The organism is Flavobacterium sp. FG68 (assembly GCF_057808895.1).
Genome location: NZ_JBMDIY010000009.1, coordinates 142,262 through 161,712, shown reverse-complemented (window position 1 = coordinate 161,712; position 19,451 = coordinate 142,262). Strand labels below are relative to the sequence as shown.

12 protein-coding genes and 1 pseudogene are annotated in these 19,451 nt (G+C 34.5%); 2 read left to right on the top strand and 11 right to left on the bottom strand.

The window, feature by feature from the left end; translation table 11 throughout:
* Window positions 1-117: 117 nt before the first annotated feature.
* Together ACODSB_RS08245 and ACODSB_RS08240 are read right to left on the bottom strand one after the other, a co-directional pair.
* Window positions 118-1,254, bottom strand: coding sequence for a S1 family peptidase (locus ACODSB_RS08245; RefSeq protein WP_488936689.1), 1,137 nt, complete (start codon window positions 1,252-1,254; stop codon window positions 118-120).
* 1 nt (window position 1,255) lies between these two features.
* Entirely contained in the window at window positions 1,256-4,063 is a 2,808-nt protein-coding gene (locus ACODSB_RS08240; RefSeq protein ID WP_488936688.1) for a hypothetical protein, read from the bottom strand.
* Window positions 4,064-4,465: 402 nt separating this feature from the next.
* Here ACODSB_RS08240 and ACODSB_RS08235 point away from each other — a divergent pair, with 402 nt between their 5' ends.
* Window positions 4,466-5,680, top strand: a complete 1,215-nt coding sequence (locus tag ACODSB_RS08235; RefSeq protein WP_488936687.1) for a hypothetical protein — start codon at window positions 4,466-4,468, stop codon at window positions 5,678-5,680.
* 65 nt (window positions 5,681-5,745) lie between these two features.
* Here the strand turns inward: ACODSB_RS08235 and ACODSB_RS08230 are convergent, their stop codons facing one another.
* The gene (locus ACODSB_RS08230) at window positions 5,746-6,411 is read right to left on the bottom strand and encodes an IS6 family transposase (protein WP_488936686.1); all 666 of its coding nucleotides are present in this window, start codon (window positions 6,409-6,411) and stop codon (window positions 5,746-5,748) included.
* A 26-nt stretch (window positions 6,412-6,437) separates the two neighbouring features.
* Here ACODSB_RS08230 and ACODSB_RS08225 point away from each other — a divergent pair, with 26 nt between their 5' ends.
* Complete coding sequence (locus ACODSB_RS08225; RefSeq protein WP_488936691.1) at window positions 6,438-6,659, top strand: zinc-binding dehydrogenase; 222 nt, start codon at window positions 6,438-6,440, stop codon at window positions 6,657-6,659.
* 270 nt (window positions 6,660-6,929) lie between these two features.
* Here the strand turns inward: ACODSB_RS08225 and ACODSB_RS08220 are convergent.
* The 8 genes and pseudogenes from ACODSB_RS08220 to ACODSB_RS08185 form a co-directional block, all read right to left on the bottom strand.
* Window positions 6,930-7,146 (bottom strand): annotated as a pseudogene (locus ACODSB_RS08220) (DUF2867 domain-containing protein); the annotation flags it as partial.
* Window positions 7,147-7,418: 272 nt separating this feature from the next.
* Window positions 7,419-8,324 (bottom strand): carbohydrate kinase family protein, encoded by a 906-nt coding sequence (locus ACODSB_RS08215; protein ID WP_488936685.1) that lies wholly within the window; start codon window positions 8,322-8,324, stop codon window positions 7,419-7,421.
* Between the two features lie 23 nt (window positions 8,325-8,347).
* The gene (locus tag ACODSB_RS08210; protein WP_488936684.1) at window positions 8,348-9,904 is read right to left on the bottom strand and encodes a glycoside hydrolase domain-containing protein; all 1,557 of its coding nucleotides are present in this window, start codon (window positions 9,902-9,904) and stop codon (window positions 8,348-8,350) included.
* Between the two features lie 21 nt (window positions 9,905-9,925).
* On the bottom strand, window positions 9,926-11,323 hold the full coding sequence (locus ACODSB_RS08205) for a DUF4960 domain-containing protein (RefSeq protein ID WP_488936683.1): 1,398 nt from the start codon (window positions 11,321-11,323) through the stop codon (window positions 9,926-9,928).
* Between the two features lie 18 nt (window positions 11,324-11,341).
* A complete protein-coding gene (locus ACODSB_RS08200) occupies window positions 11,342-13,033 on the bottom strand; it encodes a RagB/SusD family nutrient uptake outer membrane protein (RefSeq protein ID WP_488936682.1) in 1,692 nt (563 codons plus the stop codon).
* 15 nt (window positions 13,034-13,048) lie between these two features.
* On the bottom strand, window positions 13,049-16,150 hold the full coding sequence (locus ACODSB_RS08195; protein ID WP_488936681.1) for a SusC/RagA family TonB-linked outer membrane protein: 3,102 nt from the start codon (window positions 16,148-16,150) through the stop codon (window positions 13,049-13,051).
* Between the two features lie 168 nt (window positions 16,151-16,318).
* Window positions 16,319-17,935: a glycoside hydrolase family 32 protein gene (locus tag ACODSB_RS08190; protein ID WP_488936680.1), complete on the bottom strand. Its 1,617-nt coding sequence runs from the start codon at window positions 17,933-17,935 to the stop codon at window positions 16,319-16,321.
* The gene (locus ACODSB_RS08185; RefSeq protein ID WP_488936679.1) at window positions 17,898-19,256 is read right to left on the bottom strand and encodes a sugar porter family MFS transporter; all 1,359 of its coding nucleotides are present in this window, start codon (window positions 19,254-19,256) and stop codon (window positions 17,898-17,900) included. Before ACODSB_RS08185 ends, ACODSB_RS08190 begins: the two co-directional genes overlap by 38 nt.
* Between the last annotated feature and the right edge of the window lie 195 nt (window positions 19,257-19,451).

The following is a 19,451-nucleotide window of genomic DNA, read 5'->3' as shown; positions in this document are numbered from 1 at the left end:
AACTAATTATAAAAATGTAGCTTAACTTTTTCTCCAGTTTTTGTTTGCATATCCAAGCTCATTAATGATAAATGTAAAGAAGGAAAAACTACAATCATACATTGCTCGATCTAAGTATTACCATTGGTTAATTACTTCTTCAATACGAACCACTTTTTCCCCTTTGCAATAAGGATACTTACAAAGTGGACTATAATTGCAATTACCATTAAACTTATAATCAATTCCCCCAGACACCAAAATGCCAATTACTTTATTAGTAAAAAAATTAAACACAGGTGACCCTGAATTTCCTTGAAAACTGTCTAAACTTGTATAAAAATAAAAGGGAAGATTATTTTCAAATATTGAAGCATTTAAAGCTAATTTTAAAGGCAAACCACTAGGATAACCCAACATATAAATTTCGCTCTCCTCTTTTTTTATTTTTTTTGAATGTTCCCATTCCAATACAGGTCTATTAAAGTTTCGATCAACAGTAAATTCTACAACATCTAATTCAGTATTTTTTTTTAAAATTCTCTGGGGATAATAAATATCATCCTGATCAATAAAAACATGTACAATTCCATTGGGATTTATAATCTTATAGCCAAATACAACAGCGTATTTTTGTAGTGGCCTTTCTAAAACATGTAAGGCTGTTAACATACTTTTTTTATCATATATAAATGCAGTCCCAACCCCCAGAGTTGGCTGATTAAAAAATGCTTCATCTGGGCATAACTTGTAAACTTCTCCTAATTTTTGACTAATATCCAGTTGATAACTGGTTTTAGAAATTGAATTAAGCTTTTCTATCTCCACAATGATTCCAACGGATTCAGTAACGTTATGTATACGTTTTTGCCAATCTATATCTTCATTCAATTGCAAAGGTTCAATTCGACTGTCATATTGCGACGGTCCTAATAATCTATCTACTACTTCTATTTCTTTTGGATCCACATTTTCGACCATCAGTTTTAGTGATAATTTTGATTGTCCATCTTCTTTGTTAAGATCTCCTATTATTGCTTTTGCAGTTTCCATTTGTAGTTGCTCTGTACTTTTCTGAATTTCCTGTATTAGCATTTGTTCATAAAAAATTTTGTTGTGTCCCTCTTGGTTTATGGGGGTTGCTTTTTTGAAAAGCGCTTTTTCTACACTTCGCATATTTTTTAAAGAATCACTCTTTATTGCTATACTATCCCGAACCTGTGAAAATAGAATAAAGCCATTAAAAAACAAGAATAGTATAAAATATCTAAACATATTATTCATTTTTATATTTAGAGGCAATGGTTAATAAAGGTATGTCCAAAGTAACTCCTAGTCCTACACGATAGGATTCAATAGAGGTAAATGTGTCTGTATTCTCAACAGGAATATCTCGTAATTTTGGTCCATATTGAACTCCTAAATTAAACGTCAACGGAGATCTTTTTAAACCAAAAACAGCATAAATACCTGGAGAAAAAATGTCAGCAACCTCAAAATCGGGTAATGTTTTTGTATTGTTAGCATCATCAAGACGTAAACGCACCGGTGCAGCTATATCTATTATAGGTAAAAACAATCCCAAGTTATACCCACTTCCAATAGCACCCCAAGGTTGTAAATAGATCCCTACTGGTGCTGTAAAACCAATAAATTCTGCTTTTTTGATTTCTGGATCGTCACTTTTAGTAAATTCCCATCCGCCTAATAGTCCTGGAAAAGCATTAATTGAATAATAGTAACTTGCTTTTTCTTTTAGGGAAGAACTTCCAACAGGTAATACAAAAGCCTCTATCGCTTTTTCATAAGCTTCAGGATTATCCGCTACGGCTATATCATTAACAAAATGGATAAACTTAACTAATTTATTATTTTGACTATCTTGTTTTATGCTTACCTGATTTAATAACTCTGGCACAAAAGCTTGATACAATTGAGTAAGTTCTTCTTGTGTAGTTACGCTTATATTTTCGCCCAAAAAGATTTTCTTATATCCCTGTACTTGATATTCTGTAAATTTATCTAATATAAAAATCTTAGTTTTATCAGTGACATTTTTTTCTTTCAGCACCGCTTCTATTTTGGCTTTCGTCTTTGTCTCATCGTAGCCTAAATATTTAAAAACAATCATTCTTTCCTCCAGTAAATGATTTTTTAAAATCTGAACATTTTTATTATAGACTTCTTGATTCCAATTTAAGTCTTTTTGTGATTCTAAAAAAGTATCAATACTTGTTGCAAGTGATTTTCCATTTTCAATTTCATTAAACTTTAATTGAATAATTTTAATTTCAAATTTGTTTTTTTTCCATAATTCTACCTTCTTAGTATCACTCAGTTTAGTATCAATACTTAGCAAAGTTTTAAGGGCTTGTAATTCGGTAAAAGTCTGTGTAGTTAATTTAGTTTCTTCAAAGATATTGATGTACTCTGATTTTACTATTTTTAAAATTAATGGTATCTCAATAGCTTTGGTAATGGCATTAGTATACCTTTTTTCATGTAAATCCAATGTGATGTCATTAGCCAATCGTGCAACCGTAAAATAAGGTTTAACTTTTTGAGTAATATCTTTTAATGTATTGTCAGGCTTAAGGGCTAATATACCATCAACTACAGTAGTGGTTTCTTCTGCAAAATTTACAATATCACCAATCAATTGGTGCATTTCTTTATATTCAACTTTTTCCTCGTTTTTATTCTTCTTCTTGATGACTAAAAACTGGGTATGTATTCGTTCTGCGTTTTGAACAATTTCTATTACATCAGATTTTATAAAATGTTCTATTGTATTAATTTTGTCTGTTTCTTTAACTGTATCTGCTAAGGGTAATAAGGAATTATAATATTTTACGTTTTGCTGATGTAGAAAGCCAAAATAGAGAAATAAAAAATCTTTTTGGCTCCCATAATTTGCAAAAAAGTCAGTCGTGACAAACTTAACTTCACCATTTTCAACAATTGTTAAGCTATAGGCGAGCATAGTAGCTAATTGTAATCCTTGTGCTATTTCTTTTTTTGTAGCATCAGAATCATTTTGCCATCTGTTTAGATTTCTGCTATTTGCTAAGATGGTAAAAAAATCTACAGGACTTTTAATTTTAGAAACCTGTTGTAAAATCTCCAAACCTTCAAAAGCAAAATCCAAATCAGGATTCTTTTGTATCGCTAATGCAATTCGTGGTGTGGCTTTCAAATTAGCTGCATTAGGCAATAGATTATTCAAGTCCTGTTCGATATATTGCTTTAAATCATCGCTAAAACTTAATAACTGATCAGCATTAAAATTTTTTAAATAATTTACTGTAGTAGGCAGCACTACTTCCAATTCATAGAGATAAGGATATTTATCTTTTTTTTCTAAATAGTCTTTTAAATTATCTATGGCATTTAAGGTCAATTCTTCTTTAATGCGCTTTGCTAAAAAACGTGCCAACCCATCAATCCCTTCAACTAAAATATCGCCTCCAACAAAAGGCAATCCTTTTTGAATCGATAAATTGCTGTTATTTAATGCTAATTCATCCGCCTTACCTTTGTTTAAATTCTCATATTTATTTTTGACACTATTAAGTACAGTCGCTAGAAATTTATTGTTATTATCTTGAAAATGCTTTTCAAGGTCATCAAACTGTTGTTTATCTACATAAAATAAAGCTATATAATAGTTTTTTTTATTTGTATTTAAGGTTATTTTCAAGCTAACTAACTTTCCTTCATCAGATTTTGCTTTCTTAAATTCTTCGTTATAATTATCTATAGATTGTAAATAATTACTTCTCTTTTCTTGGATGTTTAATTCTTTATCATTACCAGAAGCTATATCTTTTATAGTATTTCCCTTTTCATCTTTTTCTTTTACTATACTTAATGTTAAATTATTACTGTAAGCCTTGAAAATAGAAATTGCTTTACTTCGGTCGCGTGCTATATCTTCGTCGATGCTTTCTGGGTTACCACTAGCATAATCCTTATGTAATAAATCAATTAAAATTGCTGCATCACCTGCTACGGGTGCAGATTTTTGGCCTAGTAAGCAGATAGGAACTAATAATAAACAAATAATTAACGCTTTTTTTTGCATAATTTTATAGTTTTCTTAAACAAACACTTTACAAGTATAATTAATTTATAAAATGTTAAAAATAATACTTAGTGTATTATAAAGAATACGTATAAATACGTGTTTATTAAAATAATATACCGGGGTACTATAAAGGAAACGATTTCGAGTACGAATTTGATGGCATCCAATTTATCTTCAAAAGTGGTGAATTTCTAGAGATGCAGGGAAATAACAGCTATGTATTCATAAAAATCAATGAGAGGATAAGCAATATTATCAATTACATGAATGTATTTCTGCAGCATATCGATTTCATTCAATATCCAGATGTAATTTCTGAAATTAAATTTTTCAATTAATAAAAAACATCTAGAGATTAAATCATAAAAATGAATAAATTAGACCACTTATATATCCATTATGCCTAGAGATGAATTTTTATCATCTACAAAGAGAGAGCTGGCCCAAAGAGCCGGCTATCTGTGCTCCATTTGTAGCCATATTACTGTTGGTCCTTCCCATGAAAACGAAACTGCAATAAGTTTAACCGGTCAAGCTGCGCACATTTCTGCCGCATCGGGAGGTGCCGGCAGTAGAAGATATGACCTCACCCTAACGCCAGAACAGCGCAGATCAATAGATAATGGCATATGGTTGTGTAACAACCACGCAACTTTAATTGACCGTGATGAAGAAACCTATACAGTTCAATATCTCAAGAATATAAAACATGAGCATGAAGAAAAGATAAGGCTTAAGCAATTAGGCGTAAATGTTGAAAAAGGCCTCGTGTCCAAAATTGAGATTTCTAATTTTGGGCAAATTTCCTCATCTATCACTTTAAATTTTACTGATCGCAACATAATTTACGGCGATAACGGTGTTGGAAAGACGCTCATATTTGAATTAATCGGATCTCTTTCCGATAAGTCATTTCTGGATCGATGGACTAATGAAAGAAGAATCAAAGTAAATTCCTTCTGTAATATTCATTATATTAAGAAACAGACTGATAAATTCGGTATTTCAATCGACCGTCAAAACCGGCTATCTTATTCATTCAATAATGCTTCAATGCCGTTTCTTCTGCCAACGATGTCAATTCTTTATATAAGTGAAAGCTATTGGGATTTCCTCACTGGAATACCAACGGAAGAAAGAGAAAAAAAATCGACAATTTCTCTGATTTCATTATATTTTAAACTTACAAAAAGCGAACTGATAAATATTATCGGCTCTATTAGCAGGGATAAGAAGCTTTTTTTTAATGATATTGATTATGATAAAAACGACCATGAAATTCTTATAAGATTTAATGGTCCAAGAAATGAATTTTACCGCTCTTTTAGATCATTATCTAATGGTGAGAAGCTACGGGTTATTCTAGAGATAACTCTAAAAATTGCACATTACTACTCAAAATTCAATTCTACAATTTTATTGATTGAAAAAACAAGTTTCAGCAGTATTGATCATGCAGGAATAAACAATTTATTCAGAACAATTCAGGACGAAAAGCCTGATTTCCAATTTTTCTTTACTGCAATTAACATAGACGACTACAACACTGAAGGTTTTAAAGTTTATGAGCTTGCTACCACAGCTTCTGGATATGTAGAGGCTTTTGAAAAATAGAACAATCTAAATAGGTTCTGTCGCATCTGTCAGAATCTAATATAAGGATTTAAATATTTTAAAAGTTAATAAGTCAATTTACAAAATGATTTAAACATAGTTATCCCTGGTCTAACCATCTGATTCTTCCTCAGCATATGCACAACCTCAATTCCACTCAAGGTTCTTTTGGCCGATTCAAAACTTTTAAAGCCTAATCCGTTTTGTATGCGCCACTTGATAAAACGATGATCTTGCTCTACAATATTGTTGAGATATTTACACTGTCGGATTTTAATCTTCGAAAACGAACGCTTGTTATAGACTTTGATAGCGGCATTATTAGAACCACTTTTATCAATGTTTATTACTCTTGGCCTGTAGTTATTACTAACTGCTTTAATTAGAAATGACTGGGCACTCATTCTTTGTCTTTTTCTGGTCAAAAGAAAGTCAACCGTATTACCTAATTTATCTACTGCTCTATATAAATAACACCAAATGCCTTTTACTTTGATATAGGTTTCATCCAATCTCCAGCTTGTCCCCACTCTACCCTTTCTCTGCTTCATCTGCGACTCAAGCAAAGGTGAAAACTTATAAACCCAGCGCTGAATAGTAGCATGATCAACAGAAACTCCTCGCATTTTCATAATCTCTTCAACATCCCGATAGCTTAATGTAAACCTAAGCTTAAAATATACGGCCTGCAGTATAATAGACTTCGGATAGCAATGACCTTTAGTATTCATGAGTTTAAGAATTTAAAAAGGCAAAGATAAAACTTAGCTTTAGATGCGACAGAACCCGCGCAAGAGATTATAACTACAAAAAACGATTAACAAAAGAAGTATTCCAAAACATCTGGCCATTAATCGAAAATGGAAAATTCAAGCCCGTTATTTACAAAACATTTTCGTACCAGAATGTTATAAACGCTCATCAATGCATGGAAGAAGGAAGCCATATTGGTAAAATTATACTGGATTGGGATTCCTAAAAATTATTGCAAGCCCTGAAGCAATTTAGTTAAAAGTGCTTCTTTCTAAAATTAAAATTCTAGAGATTATTTTTTTAAAATTGAATTACGCCCTACAGAATAAATGAATTTGAGGGCGTGATTTTTACTTTTTACAAAAGCTTTAAATGAAACACTTTTATTATTGTGGCAGAATGATGGCGTATAGTGTTTTCGGAAATAGAAAGTAAACAAATTCAAGTGTTAACGAGGTTAGGTTCGAAACTGTATTAAATTATCCTCACCGAACCCCTAAATTATTTTTTTTAGTATTCCATTAAATATAAAACCGTTAAACGGCAAGACAGAATACCAGTATATTTTACCTATAAGTCCCAGTGGTTTAAAAGTAGCATCCTGATATATTGTTGATTATTTTAAATTCCAGCCACGCTTCGCCCGAAAGTTTCATTTATGCATACAAAATCAGTTTACCTTCCTTCTTCTCGGCGTATATTACCTTCCAAAATCCAGTGCATATCCTGCATGTATTTGCTTCCAAATTTTATAATATTACGATAAAAGCCTAATATCTAAAAAGATATCAGGCTTTACTTCAAAAAACGAATATTTAAGTAAGTAATTAAAACTTAAACAAAATTCCATGCATTTAATAAAAATCGGATTTTAAAAAATAGATAAGACCACTAATAAGCGATATTAAACTTATTGCTGTTAACAAGGCCAATTGCAAGAATTTTGTTTTAGATAACTCATATTTTATTTAAATTTCATACAAAGTTAAATTTTCATTTTTAACATCATTTTTTCAATTCTGGAAAGTGAAATTTCGGGATTCGCTCCAGGAGATTCAGCTACTAATGCACCTACTGCACAGGCAAAATCAATTGAATACTGAGGTTCTTTTCCACTTAACAATGAAGCTATCAAAGCCGCGAGAAATGAATCTCCGGCACCTACGGTGTCAGCAACTTCAACAGGATATCCCTCATTTTCATAAATTCGGCCTTCCCACATTAGCAAAGCTCCGTGTTTACCTCTTGTTACACACATTCCCGTTACTTTGCTACTTTCAGCTATCAAATTCATATTGTCCTCCAGACTTGTAAACGGCGAATCCATAGCTGCAGTAATTTCTAATAATTCCTCATCATTAAACTTTATAAAATCCGCTGAATGCATTAGTCTTTCGAGCATTTCATATGAATAATGTGGTTTTCTTAAATTCACGTCAAAAACCTTATAGACTTTTTTTTGAAGCATTTCTTCAAGTGCCAGTCTTGAAACGTTATCTCGGCAAACTAAACTGCCATAAATTAAAACATCCGCATTAGCAACTGAATTCCTCGCCAAATCATTCAATTCAATTTTATCCCATGCAGACGGATAACTGATTTCATAACTTGCAGATCCCCGCTCATTTAAGGTTACGTTGACCAAACCAGTTGGGAAATCTTTAGAAACTACAATTGTATCCGTTTCAAGTCCCAGTTGTTTCACTTGCTCTTTTATTGCTTTCCCGTCTTCGTCATTGCCTACACAGCTTATCATAGCCACTTCGCAACCCAGCGTTTTCATACGCAAGGCTACATTCAATGGTGCTCCTCCAATCTTTTTTTCATTGGCAAAAACATCCCAAAGTACCTCTCCGTATGCCACCGCCTTAAGGTTTTTTCCATTGTTCATTCTAAAATATTTTATTATTGTTCTTATTCAGGCTGGGTTATCTGAAGATTTGAGATTGTGCTCGTTTGTCCTTCAGCAATTAAACCCCATTTGTTTTTGTCTCTTCCGTAAATGCGATTTGTGAGCGCTGCTTTTCCGTTTATGTAAACTACGACAACACTTCCTTCAGCAATTATTTCAACATCATATTTTACATTCGTCTGAAATGCAAATGGCAAACGCGTTACTTCCTGTAAAGCCGAATTATAACCGCTTATCTTTCCGTTAGCAATATCCAAAATCACTTTATAGTAACTTCCTGTATCATTGGTATGAAAAACAAATCCTGTTGTTCCTGAAGCTTTCGCTAAAGTAATTTCTGCTTTTATTTTGACTTTTTTTCCAAAACTTTTAAAAGTAACCATTGCTTTTTCTGTTTCTCCGGATAAAGAATAGGTTCCGTTATTGGCTGTTGCGTTGGCTGAAATCGCATCTACTTCTGCAGTAGCACTCTTTTTCGAAAATAAATCCTTAACCGATTTCGGTGATTGAGTTCCTAAAGTTCCATCTGAATTCTGAGTTAATTCATGAATGACCATATTCCCCGCCCAATCTTTATTTCCTAAATCATTCTCAGGCGTTTTTCTGGCATTCCATCCAAAAACATATCTTTTATTTCCGTCAGAAGCCGTTTTTCCTGCGTAAAAGTATTCTCCATCAATTCTATCATTTTCCGGTTTTGTCCATGGACCAGTTATTGATGATGAAATTCTGTAATGCGTTCCTTTATTGCCACTCCAATTCTCAGAAAAAATTAAATACCAATTGCTTCCCATTTTGAAAATATCCGCACATTCCATCATCAGATAATTATCTTCAGGCGTTGTGGTATAAATTGGAGCTTGAACATCCCATTTTCCTGATGCAGGATCAGCGCTTGTAAAATGTAACAAAACGGCTTTTCTTCCAGGTTCTGTCTGTGTACTTACTAACATGGAATATTTTTTCAATTCATCATTATAAAACACATGCGGATCTCTGAAATCATAATTGTAGTAGCCCGCTGGAGCTGTAATTTTAAAAGAAGGAACTTTTGTCCAGTTTTTCAAATCTCCACTTGTTGCACACAACACACTTTCTCTGGCATTGGACTGAACAAAAACGGGATTTTCATTGTGCCCTGTATAATAGAAATAATAAAGATTGCCCACTTTGACAACTGATCCTGTACCAATAGCAAAATCAGGTTCAAGCGTTGTACCATATGGAATGGTTTGACCTTCATAAGTAAAATGCGCCAAATCTGTACTTTGATATTCATGAATATCATGAAACCCTTTTCCTGCAGGTTTATTCTGTGCATCATGTAGAAAGTAAATATGGAATTTTCCGTTATCGAAAAAAGGCATAATATCTCCGGTATAACCCGCACTGTAATATGGGTCGTTTGCGCCCATCCATTGCGCGGGCGGAACAGGAAAAACACTAGTTATTTCAGAATTTCCTCCTGAAATCGAACCTCCAATATACGTTTCATCCTGACTGCACGAAACCAGCGAAAAGAAAATCGAAGCGATTGTGATTATATTTCTATATTTCATTTTAGTTAAATTCAAGGTGGATTATTTTGCCGCTAGATAATTGATACTGTTTTGTGTCAGCAGTTTAATGTTTGTAATAAACTCGTTTGCCTGACTTGGCACTCCGCTGCTATTGGTTTCATTGTACCAATCGTAAGCTCCCATAGAAATAACAATTACATTTTTATTTGTACTCGTGTTCGGGAATTCTGCAATTGTTACTCTTCCGTTCAGTTCATTATCCCAGGCTTCACTTGCCAGATTGGTTCCTCCTGTTTGGTTTCTCCAACCTTCTCCATTATTGTAGCCTCCCCATTCCGGTAAAAACCACCACGCTGTATGATTTAATCTGAAAGTTCCGCTTTGTAATAAATTGGCTTTTCCGGATTCAAAAGTGGTTAGGCCCTGGAAAATTGGATGACCTTCATGACCAACGAATGACATTCCCCATGAATTACCGTCTACAAATCCATTTGGAGGAAAATCACCAAAAACATTATTCGGTCCTTTTCCTGACGGAACAATTCCTAAAGCATCGACATATTGCGAAGCAAAAGAAGTCAACAGCAAGTTTCCGCCATTTGTTCTAAAGTTTTTCAATGCGTTTGTAACGGTAGGATTATAAGCCACAGAAGGTAAATTTGCAGCCGAATCAAAGTGCCACCAAATGACGTCGATATCACTTAAATCTGCACCGTTTTGTACACTTTCAAAAGAAATATATTTAGCTCCCGGGAAATTATCAAACAGCCAGTTTGAAGCTGTAACTTCATCCATATTTGTAATTCCTGATCTTGTAGCGGCAGTTCCTAAAAATGCAACTGTCAATCCTGCAACTGGAACTCCTACATTTGCCGTATAATTAACGCTTTTTCCGTTTGATCTTATTACAAAAGTCACAGCATTGGTAAAATCAATTGTTGCTCCCGAAGGTGGTGAAATGGTAACACCCGTTGTAACTTCAATTACGGGTTTAAGCGCTGTCAAATCAGTGTTTTCAGGAAGCGTCATATTAATGGTTTTGCTAATGTCGTTTACAGTCGCTGCAACACCATTAATTGTAAAACTCTTAATTGGACTTAAAACGGTTGTTGTTACCGTATAATCTTTATATAAATTCCCATTAACCACTCTGAATTTTACCGGATTTGTAAAATTCATAGCCGAATTTAATTCCGGATTTGATGTTGCGCCATCGACAAAAACAACTTCCGGTTTTATAGCTGTTATATCAGATCCGTAAGGCATTACAACAGTAATTTTCCCTGTTGTCTGATCAATGTTTCCTGAAACTCCGTTTAATTTGAAGGAAAGTACATCTGAAGGCGAACTCACGTCAAATCCGCCAGTTTCAAAACTATTTTCGCAGGCAGTAATCATAAAAATCATTGCCAATACTATAGACACTTTGGTCCAATATTTATTTAAAGCTTTTTTCATATTGCTGATTTTTAAAGATTAATAACCTGGATTTTGTTTGTACAATCCCTGGCTGAAATTAATTTGCTTCAACGGAATTGGGCAATATTCTTCTTTATGTGCATCAAAAAAAGCATCCTGATAATACGTACGTTTTGTTTTTTCTTTAGCATAAAAATCATTCATCACCTGATCTGTAATTCCCCAACGGACAAGGTCGAAGAATCGGCTTCCTTCCATTGCCAATTCTAAACGACGTTCCCAACGCAACGCTTTACGGGCAAAATCTTGTGTCCAGTTACAATTGCTTCCATCCACATACGTATTGATTTTGAAGTTACTCACATACGGCAGTCTTCCCGTACTTTGCGCTGCTCTTTCTCTGATTTCATTAATTAATGGTAAAGCTTCAGATTGTCTTCCTAATTCAATCAAAGCTTCTGCACGCATCAAAATCACATCAGCATAACGAATCTGAATTCTATTTTTAGAATTTCCGTAAAACGGATCAATATTTACGACACAAGTGCAATTTGGAGCAACGTTTTCTTTTAAAGAAGCATAATAACCATAAGTTCCCGGAGATCTTACCCAAGCTTCAACATATAGAAATTCAGGATCATATTTATAAGGCAGACCAGGCATTGCAACAGTATGATACAATCTTGGATCAACTGTATTGGCATCTATATTTTTATAATCAAAATCTTCGTTGTTGTAAGTGTCAAACTCAGGCAAACCATTTGCTCCTGTTTTAAAAGCATTCACCAAGTTTTGACTTGGTTTATGAAAATCGCAACAACCTAAACCTTGTGGCGTAGAAAGAACATCAGAAAAATTCAATCTTCCGTAAAGCGTTCCATCGTTATCAGAAAACTGAATCGAGAAAATAGCTTCCGGTCCGTTTTCGTATGTTCCCGGTAAGAAGTTGTTGGCGAAATCCGGTTCCAAAGAAGCTTTTCCAATTACTTTATCCGTTGCTGCAATTACTTCCTGCAAATGCTGCTGACTGATTCCTGTAACTTTAAATGTTTCATCTTGCGTATAAGCCTGATACAATCTAGTTTTTGCCAAATACGCATAAGCTGCTTTTTTATTGGCGCGTCCAACTTCTGGTTGTGTGTCAGGCAAATTATCAGCCGCTGCTTGAAAATCTTCTGCAATTTTTTCCCAAAGTTCTTCGTTTGAAAGTGATTTGTTTGAAATCGTTTTATAATCTTCTACGGGAACATCTTCGGTAATATAAGGCACATTTCTGAACATGATTTTCAGCATAAAATAGAAATGTCCTCTTAAAAAATGCATTTCTGCCATTCTTGTTTTCTTCAATGGATAATCGGCTTCTGAGATTTGTTCCAAAGCTTTCAACGCTTTATTGGCTCTTGAAACACCCACATAACTGATGTACCAGAAACTGTCCAACTCTCCAAAATCTGGACGGATATTATTTGAAACTTCAAAAAAGTGAAAATCTTGGATATCATTTGTACCGCTTCCGCCTTTATAAGCATCATCTGAACGAACATTACCAAACGGCCATAAACTGTAAGGAGAATCGTAATGATCATTGCCTAACTGTGCATAAGCCGCATTCATAAATCCTTCAACCGACTGCGGTGTTACAATATCTTCTTCAGACAACACACCACGCGGATCATTTTCTAAAAAATCGGAACAGGAAGCGAAGAAACCTATCGCTAAAAATCCTGCCATATATATTATTTTTTTCATTTTTTTAATCTTTTATTATAAAGTAAAATTAAGACCTGCCGTAAAAGTTGTTGGCTGTGGATATCCAAAACCTGCATTTTCAGGATCAACACCCGTGAAGCTTTTAGCATCAATAATCAATAAATTTTGACCGCTGATATAAAATCTGAAACTTTCCATACTTAGTTTTTTAAGTAAGTCCTTTGGCAAACTATAACCAAACTGTAAAACTCTAAGTTTAAGATAACTTCCGTTTTCTACATAATATGTTGAAAATCTAGATTCCGCATTTCTGTCAACTGTTGTCAGTGCCGGAATAGTTGAATTTGGATTATCCAAAGACCAGGCATTCAGCAAACGTGTTCCTTTATTTGATCCAACATCATCAACACTCCAAAAATCAGTCTGATATTTTGTATTGTTAATTACATCAACATCTGTTGCGCCTTCCCAGAAAGTGGTAAAATCAAAGTTTTTATAAGACAAGTTTAAATTGATTCCGTACAACAATCCCGGATTTGGATTTCCGATCCACGTGCGGTCTTTATCTGTAATTGTTCCGTCGCCATTTAAGTCTTTGTAACGAATTCTTCCAAGGCCTTTTCCTTCCTGAATTGCCGAGTTTTCCACTTGATCCTGACTTGTAAACAATCCGTCAGTCACATAACCGTACATTGAGTTAATTGGGCGTCCTAAAATATTATCATCCAGTCCGTCGCCGCCGTAGTTGTTTTTTACTTCATCCGGCAATTGTGTAATCTTATTTTTGTTTGCCGAAATGTTTCCGGAAATATCATATTTCAATCCAAATGAAGTTTCATCATGATAGCCTAAAGAAAACTCCCAACCTTTGTTTTCCATAGAAGCACCGTTTACCCAACGGTTTCCTCCTTCGCCAATAACTCCTAAATAAGGCGGCAATACCAAAATATCATCTGTTTTTTTGATATAATAATCTATAGAGCCGCTCAATTTTTGTTTGAATAAACCAAAGTCCAAACCAATATTGGTTTGTGTAGTAGTTTCCCATTTCAAATCATCATTTCCGGATTGCGTTGCAATAAAACCAGACGGAAGCAATCCGTTTCCGTTTCCTGCAATATCGTAAGCTGTTCCAAAAGAAGTTGCCCAAGTTGGACTTCCGCCCGCGTAACTTGCCAAATAAAGCGAGTAAACTGCTGTATTACTTATTTCCTGATTCCCGGTTTGTCCCCAGCCTGCTCTTAATTTCAAGTCTGAAAAAACAGGAGCACTATTTTTAATGAAATTTTCATTGCTGATTCTCCATCCCGCTGAAACTGCCGGAAATGTCCCGAATTGATTGTTTTTTCCAAAACGAGAAGAACCATCACGACGAATTGTAGCCGAAACCAAATAACGATTATCAAACTCGTAATCTGCTTTTCCAAAATAAGAAAGCAAAGAATATACAGTCGAAGTTCCGCTTGTAAAAGATTCTCCTGTTCCTGCATCTGGATACATGTAATCTGGCGTTTCAATCAAAAAGTCATTTTTACGTAATGTATTTGTATCGTAAGTGTCCTTGTACATCTCCGTTCCCGCCATCAAATTCAGATTGCTTTTTCCAAAGTTTAAGCTATAAATTGCTGTATTCGTCCAAGTCCATTTGTCGCTGATCGATTGGTCGATTGTAACAGACGTTTGATCATTTTGCAGATAACCTGATTTATAGCTTCTTTGTAACGTGCGTTTTTTGTAAAAACCATAATCCATTCCGAAACTGGTTTTGATATGCAGATTTTTAATGATTTCCAAATCCGCGTAAGCGTTACCAAAAAGGCGCAAATAATCGTATTTGTTGTCTTTATTATATTCTAAAAGACGAACCGGATTTTGTCTGTCGTTCATACCTCCAACCGGTCCTCCCCAACCAATTCCGTCAACTGTGTGCACCGGAATAATTGGTAAAGCTCTAAGAGCAGGATCTAAAACGCCCGGATCTGTTACTTCGTTCGTACGGTTTAAACTGAAGTTTTCTCCGATAACTAATTTGCCATCAAAATATTTATAAGAACTGTTCATTCTCGCAGAAATTCTTTCAAAATCTGTTGTTTTTACAACGCCTTCATTTCCATAATATCCTAGAGAGAAAACATAATTTCCTTTGTCAGAAGCATTCGAAACAGACAAATCATAAGAATTAGCAATTCCGGTTTGAGAAATTGCGTCATACCAATCTGTATTTGAAGCCTTAAGGGTTTGCTGTGTATCTAAATATTCCGGAACCAAAACTTTATTCAACTGTGGTTTATTGTTATTTACCGACCAGTCAAACTGATAGCGTAAATTATTATTATTCGGATTTAAACCGTCGTTGATATTGGCCTGCCAAAGTGCCTGCCCAAACTGGTTTGCATTTAGTACATCTAACTTTCTTGAATAATCAGAAAAGGAAGCATAGGTACTGAAATTGATTCTCATTTTACCTTCTTTTCCTTTTTTGGTTGTAATGATAATCACACCGTTTGAAGCTCGGGAACCGTAAATACTTGCCGAAGAAGCATCTTTCAAAACCTGAATGGTTTCAATATCATTAGGGTTTAATTCATGCATTCCGGATTTTGTCGGCATTCCATCAATTACATAAAGCGGATCTGTATTGTTCAGCGTCCCCACGCCACGAATCACCACTTTTGTATTTCCACCGCTTGGCGAACCATCAGACGATACTTTTACTCCGGCAATTCTTCCTTGTAAAGCTTTGATCGGGTTTGGCTCTGGCTGTTTCATGACTTCCTTCATGTTTACAACGGCAACCGCTCCCGTAATATCCGTTTTCTTTTGTTTTGAATATCCTGTTACAACAACTTCATTCAATTGATTGTTGTCGACTTTTAGTGTTATATTGATTGTTTTTTGCCCTTTAACAGAAATCGATTGCGAGGCATATCCTATAAAGGAAACTACAAGTACAGCATCTGGAGCAACATTTGGGAAGGAAAAATTCCCATCAAAATCGGTGACCGAACTGGTATTTGTTCCTGAAATAATTACTGTCGCTCCAGGAAGCGGCATTCCGTCATCAGACGAAATTACCGTTCCTTTTATTCCGTTTTCCTGTGCCATCATGAGCATTGGAAAAAAGAAAAATAGAAAATATAAAATCTTATTTCTCATAAATTTTGGTTTGATTAAGGTTATTTTAATAGTTAGTTATGTTTTACTGTCATTCCCTAGCAGTTTTTTATTTTTGCAAATAGATGTAACTAGCCTGAAAGAGATTATCCTTCTTACGGTTGTACGATTTGTTTTTGGATTGAATTAGAAAAATTCTATTCGATTTTCTTATTGCTTTTTATTGATGTCCAATACTTGAATAATCCCATTTTTTATTTCTATTTTCTGCTTTGAAGAAATAGTAAGGGCTGAAAATGGTTTGTTTAGGAAAAAGATTTCCGTCATTACTTTTTCGCCATTATTGTAGAATATTTCGATTGACGTTTTATCCAGAATAATTTTAAAAGCGGCACTTTTTTGGCTTCCTTCCAAAAATGCTTTGCTTACTGGTAAAGCAAACTTATCTGAGAAATCAGTTATACCAGCTTTAGAACGATCAATAAATAAGTAATTTTCTTTATTGTTTAAACCAAAACTTAAAGATTCTCCATTTGCATTAGAAAGTGTAAAAGTGTAATCTTCCTGTTTTAAGTTTTTTAAATCTAAACTAACAACTGTCTGAGTTAAATCTACTTTTCCGCTTTCAATTAAATTTAAAGTTCCTTTTCCGGTTTTACTTTTTGTTTTAATGGTTTTAGAAACATAATTATTGATTTCTTTTACCGGCGTGCTAACCAAATTATAATGGTTTTCTTTTTTAGCCAATTTCAATTCGCGCGGAATTGTGGTACTGCTTCTCCATGTCGTTGTCGGAACCTGTTGTGCATATTCCCAGTTTGACATCCATCCGATAAATAAGCGTCTTCCGTCTAAAGTTGGAACATTATTCCACGTCACTCCGGCATAATTATCTTTTCCATAATCTGCCCATACTGCTTTTTCATTATTTACTCTTTCAGCAAAAGTAGTGTCCATTGTAAATGTTTTTCCGTCAAAATCTCCAACAAAATATTGAACTCCGGAACCTCCGTTTGGCCCGCCCGGATTAAGGTTTACAATTAAAATCCATTTTGTTTCTTTTGTTCCTTCTACTTTTATTTCGAAGAAATCAGGACATTCCCAAACACCACCATGAGCACCAATATTTTTTCCAAATTCAGATGCAAATTCCCAGTCTTTCAGATTCGATGATTTGTAAAAATGAATTCGATCCTGAGCTGCCAAAGCCATAATCCATTGTTTGTGCGTTTCATCCCAAGATACTTTTGGATCTCTAAAATCTCTAATTCCAGGGTTTTTCACGACAGGATTTCCTTCCTCAAATTTCTGCCATGTAAAACCGTTATCATTAGAAAAAGCAATATCCTGCTGTTCCACATCAATTTTCCCTGCTTTTTCCTTTGTCATATCATGCAACGTGTAAATTGCAACAATCGGAGCTGCTTTTCCGGTTCCTAAACCAGATGTATTCTGAGTGTCGACAACAGCACTTCCTGAAAATATATATTTGTCCTTATCTGGGTAAAGCGCGATTGGCTGTTCTTCCCATTTAATTAAATCTTTAGAAATGGCATGTCCCCAATGCATTGGTCCCCATTTATTTCCATCAGGATAATGCTGGTAAAACAAATGATAATACCCATTGGCGAAGAACATTCCGTTAGGATCGTTCATCCAGCCTTTTTTTGGCGTAAAATGAAAATGTGGTCGATACATTTGTTCTTCCGCTGTGTTCGATACAGTTACGGCAGCAGTTTGTGCAGTTGCAGAAGATGGTTTTAATCCTACTATCGACAGTAAGGCAGCACTATAAAGAGCTAACGGCAGATGTTTCTTTGATTTCATTTTTGTGGTTATTTTTTTTAGTTAGTGTTTCGCTTAAAGCTTCTAAAGAGATTCCTTTTGTTTCCGGCATCAGAAAAATTACGAACAACAGTTGCAACACCATCATCAATGTAAAAATAAGGAATACAACTTCGGGTCCGATTTCTGAAAATAACATTGGAATTAAAGACGGAATAATTGCCGCTAGAACCCAATGTACTGAACTTCCAAATGCCTGTCCGGATGCACGAATATGATTTGGAAAAATTTCTGAAATAAAAACCCAAATGACCGCACCCTGACCAATTGCATGTGAAGCAATAAAAAGGAAAAGGAAAATAGGAACCGATAAACCTCCCCAATTGTAATAGAAAGAAGCCGATACTAATCCGAGTGAAATAATATACCCAACAGAACCAATGTACATTAACAACTTTCTTCCTAATTTGTCGATTAATGCCACACCAATTAAGGTGAAAATAAGATTTGTAACTCCAATTCCGATACTGCTTAACAACGCTGTATTTTGTCCTAAGCCGGCTTCTTCAAAAATTCTTGGCGCATAATATAGAAATGCATTAATTCCTGAAAACTGATTGAAAAAAGCAATTAAAAAAGCCAGAATCAATGGGAAACGATATTTCTTCATGAAAATATTTTCGTGTTTGGTAACACCGTTTTCACGGGAATCATCCATCAAGTCTGAAATATTTGCTGACGGATCAATGGTATATAAAACTTTACGAGCTTCTTCATCACGATTTTTAGATAAAAGCCATCTTGGACTTTCCGGAATTGTCAAAATAAAAAGAATATAGACAATAGAAGGAATTGCCTGAACACCAATCATCCATCTCCAGGCATTTTCGCCAATGTCTTTTAAAAAGTAATTAGAGATAAAAGCAATTAAAATTCCTAGTACGATATTGAACTGATACAAAGCTACCAATCTTCCTCTTTTGTCTGCCGGAGCAATTTCTGATACATAGGCCGGAGCAGCAATAGTAGAAGCGCCAACCCCTAAACCACCAATAAATCTGAAAGCAGCAAAAACAAACGGATCATTAGCAAAAGCGGCACCAATTGCTGAAGCGAAATATAAAATCCCAATCCAGAACAAGGTTTTTTTACGTCCTATTTTATTTGTTGGGATTCCTCCAAAGATTGCACCAACTACAGTTCCCCATAATGCCATTGCCATAACAATTGAACCATGAAAGGCATCTGACGAGTGCCACAGAAGCTGTAATTGTTTATCAGCTCCAGAAATAACTACGGTATCAAAACCGAAAAGAAAACCTGCCAGTGCAGCAGTAACAGACCAAATCAATATCTTATTCATTGTACATGTATTAAAAACTTGTTGCTAAGATATCTGCAAAAAAAACAACTTATTTTTAATGATGTTACAATTTATTTCTATAAATATTGATAGTTTAGCATTTTAAACTCAAAGCCTTTATTTACAAGGTTTTACGCAAATTAAAAAACTTTTACGAAAACCTTGTAGTTTCGATTTTGTTACATAACCTTCAAA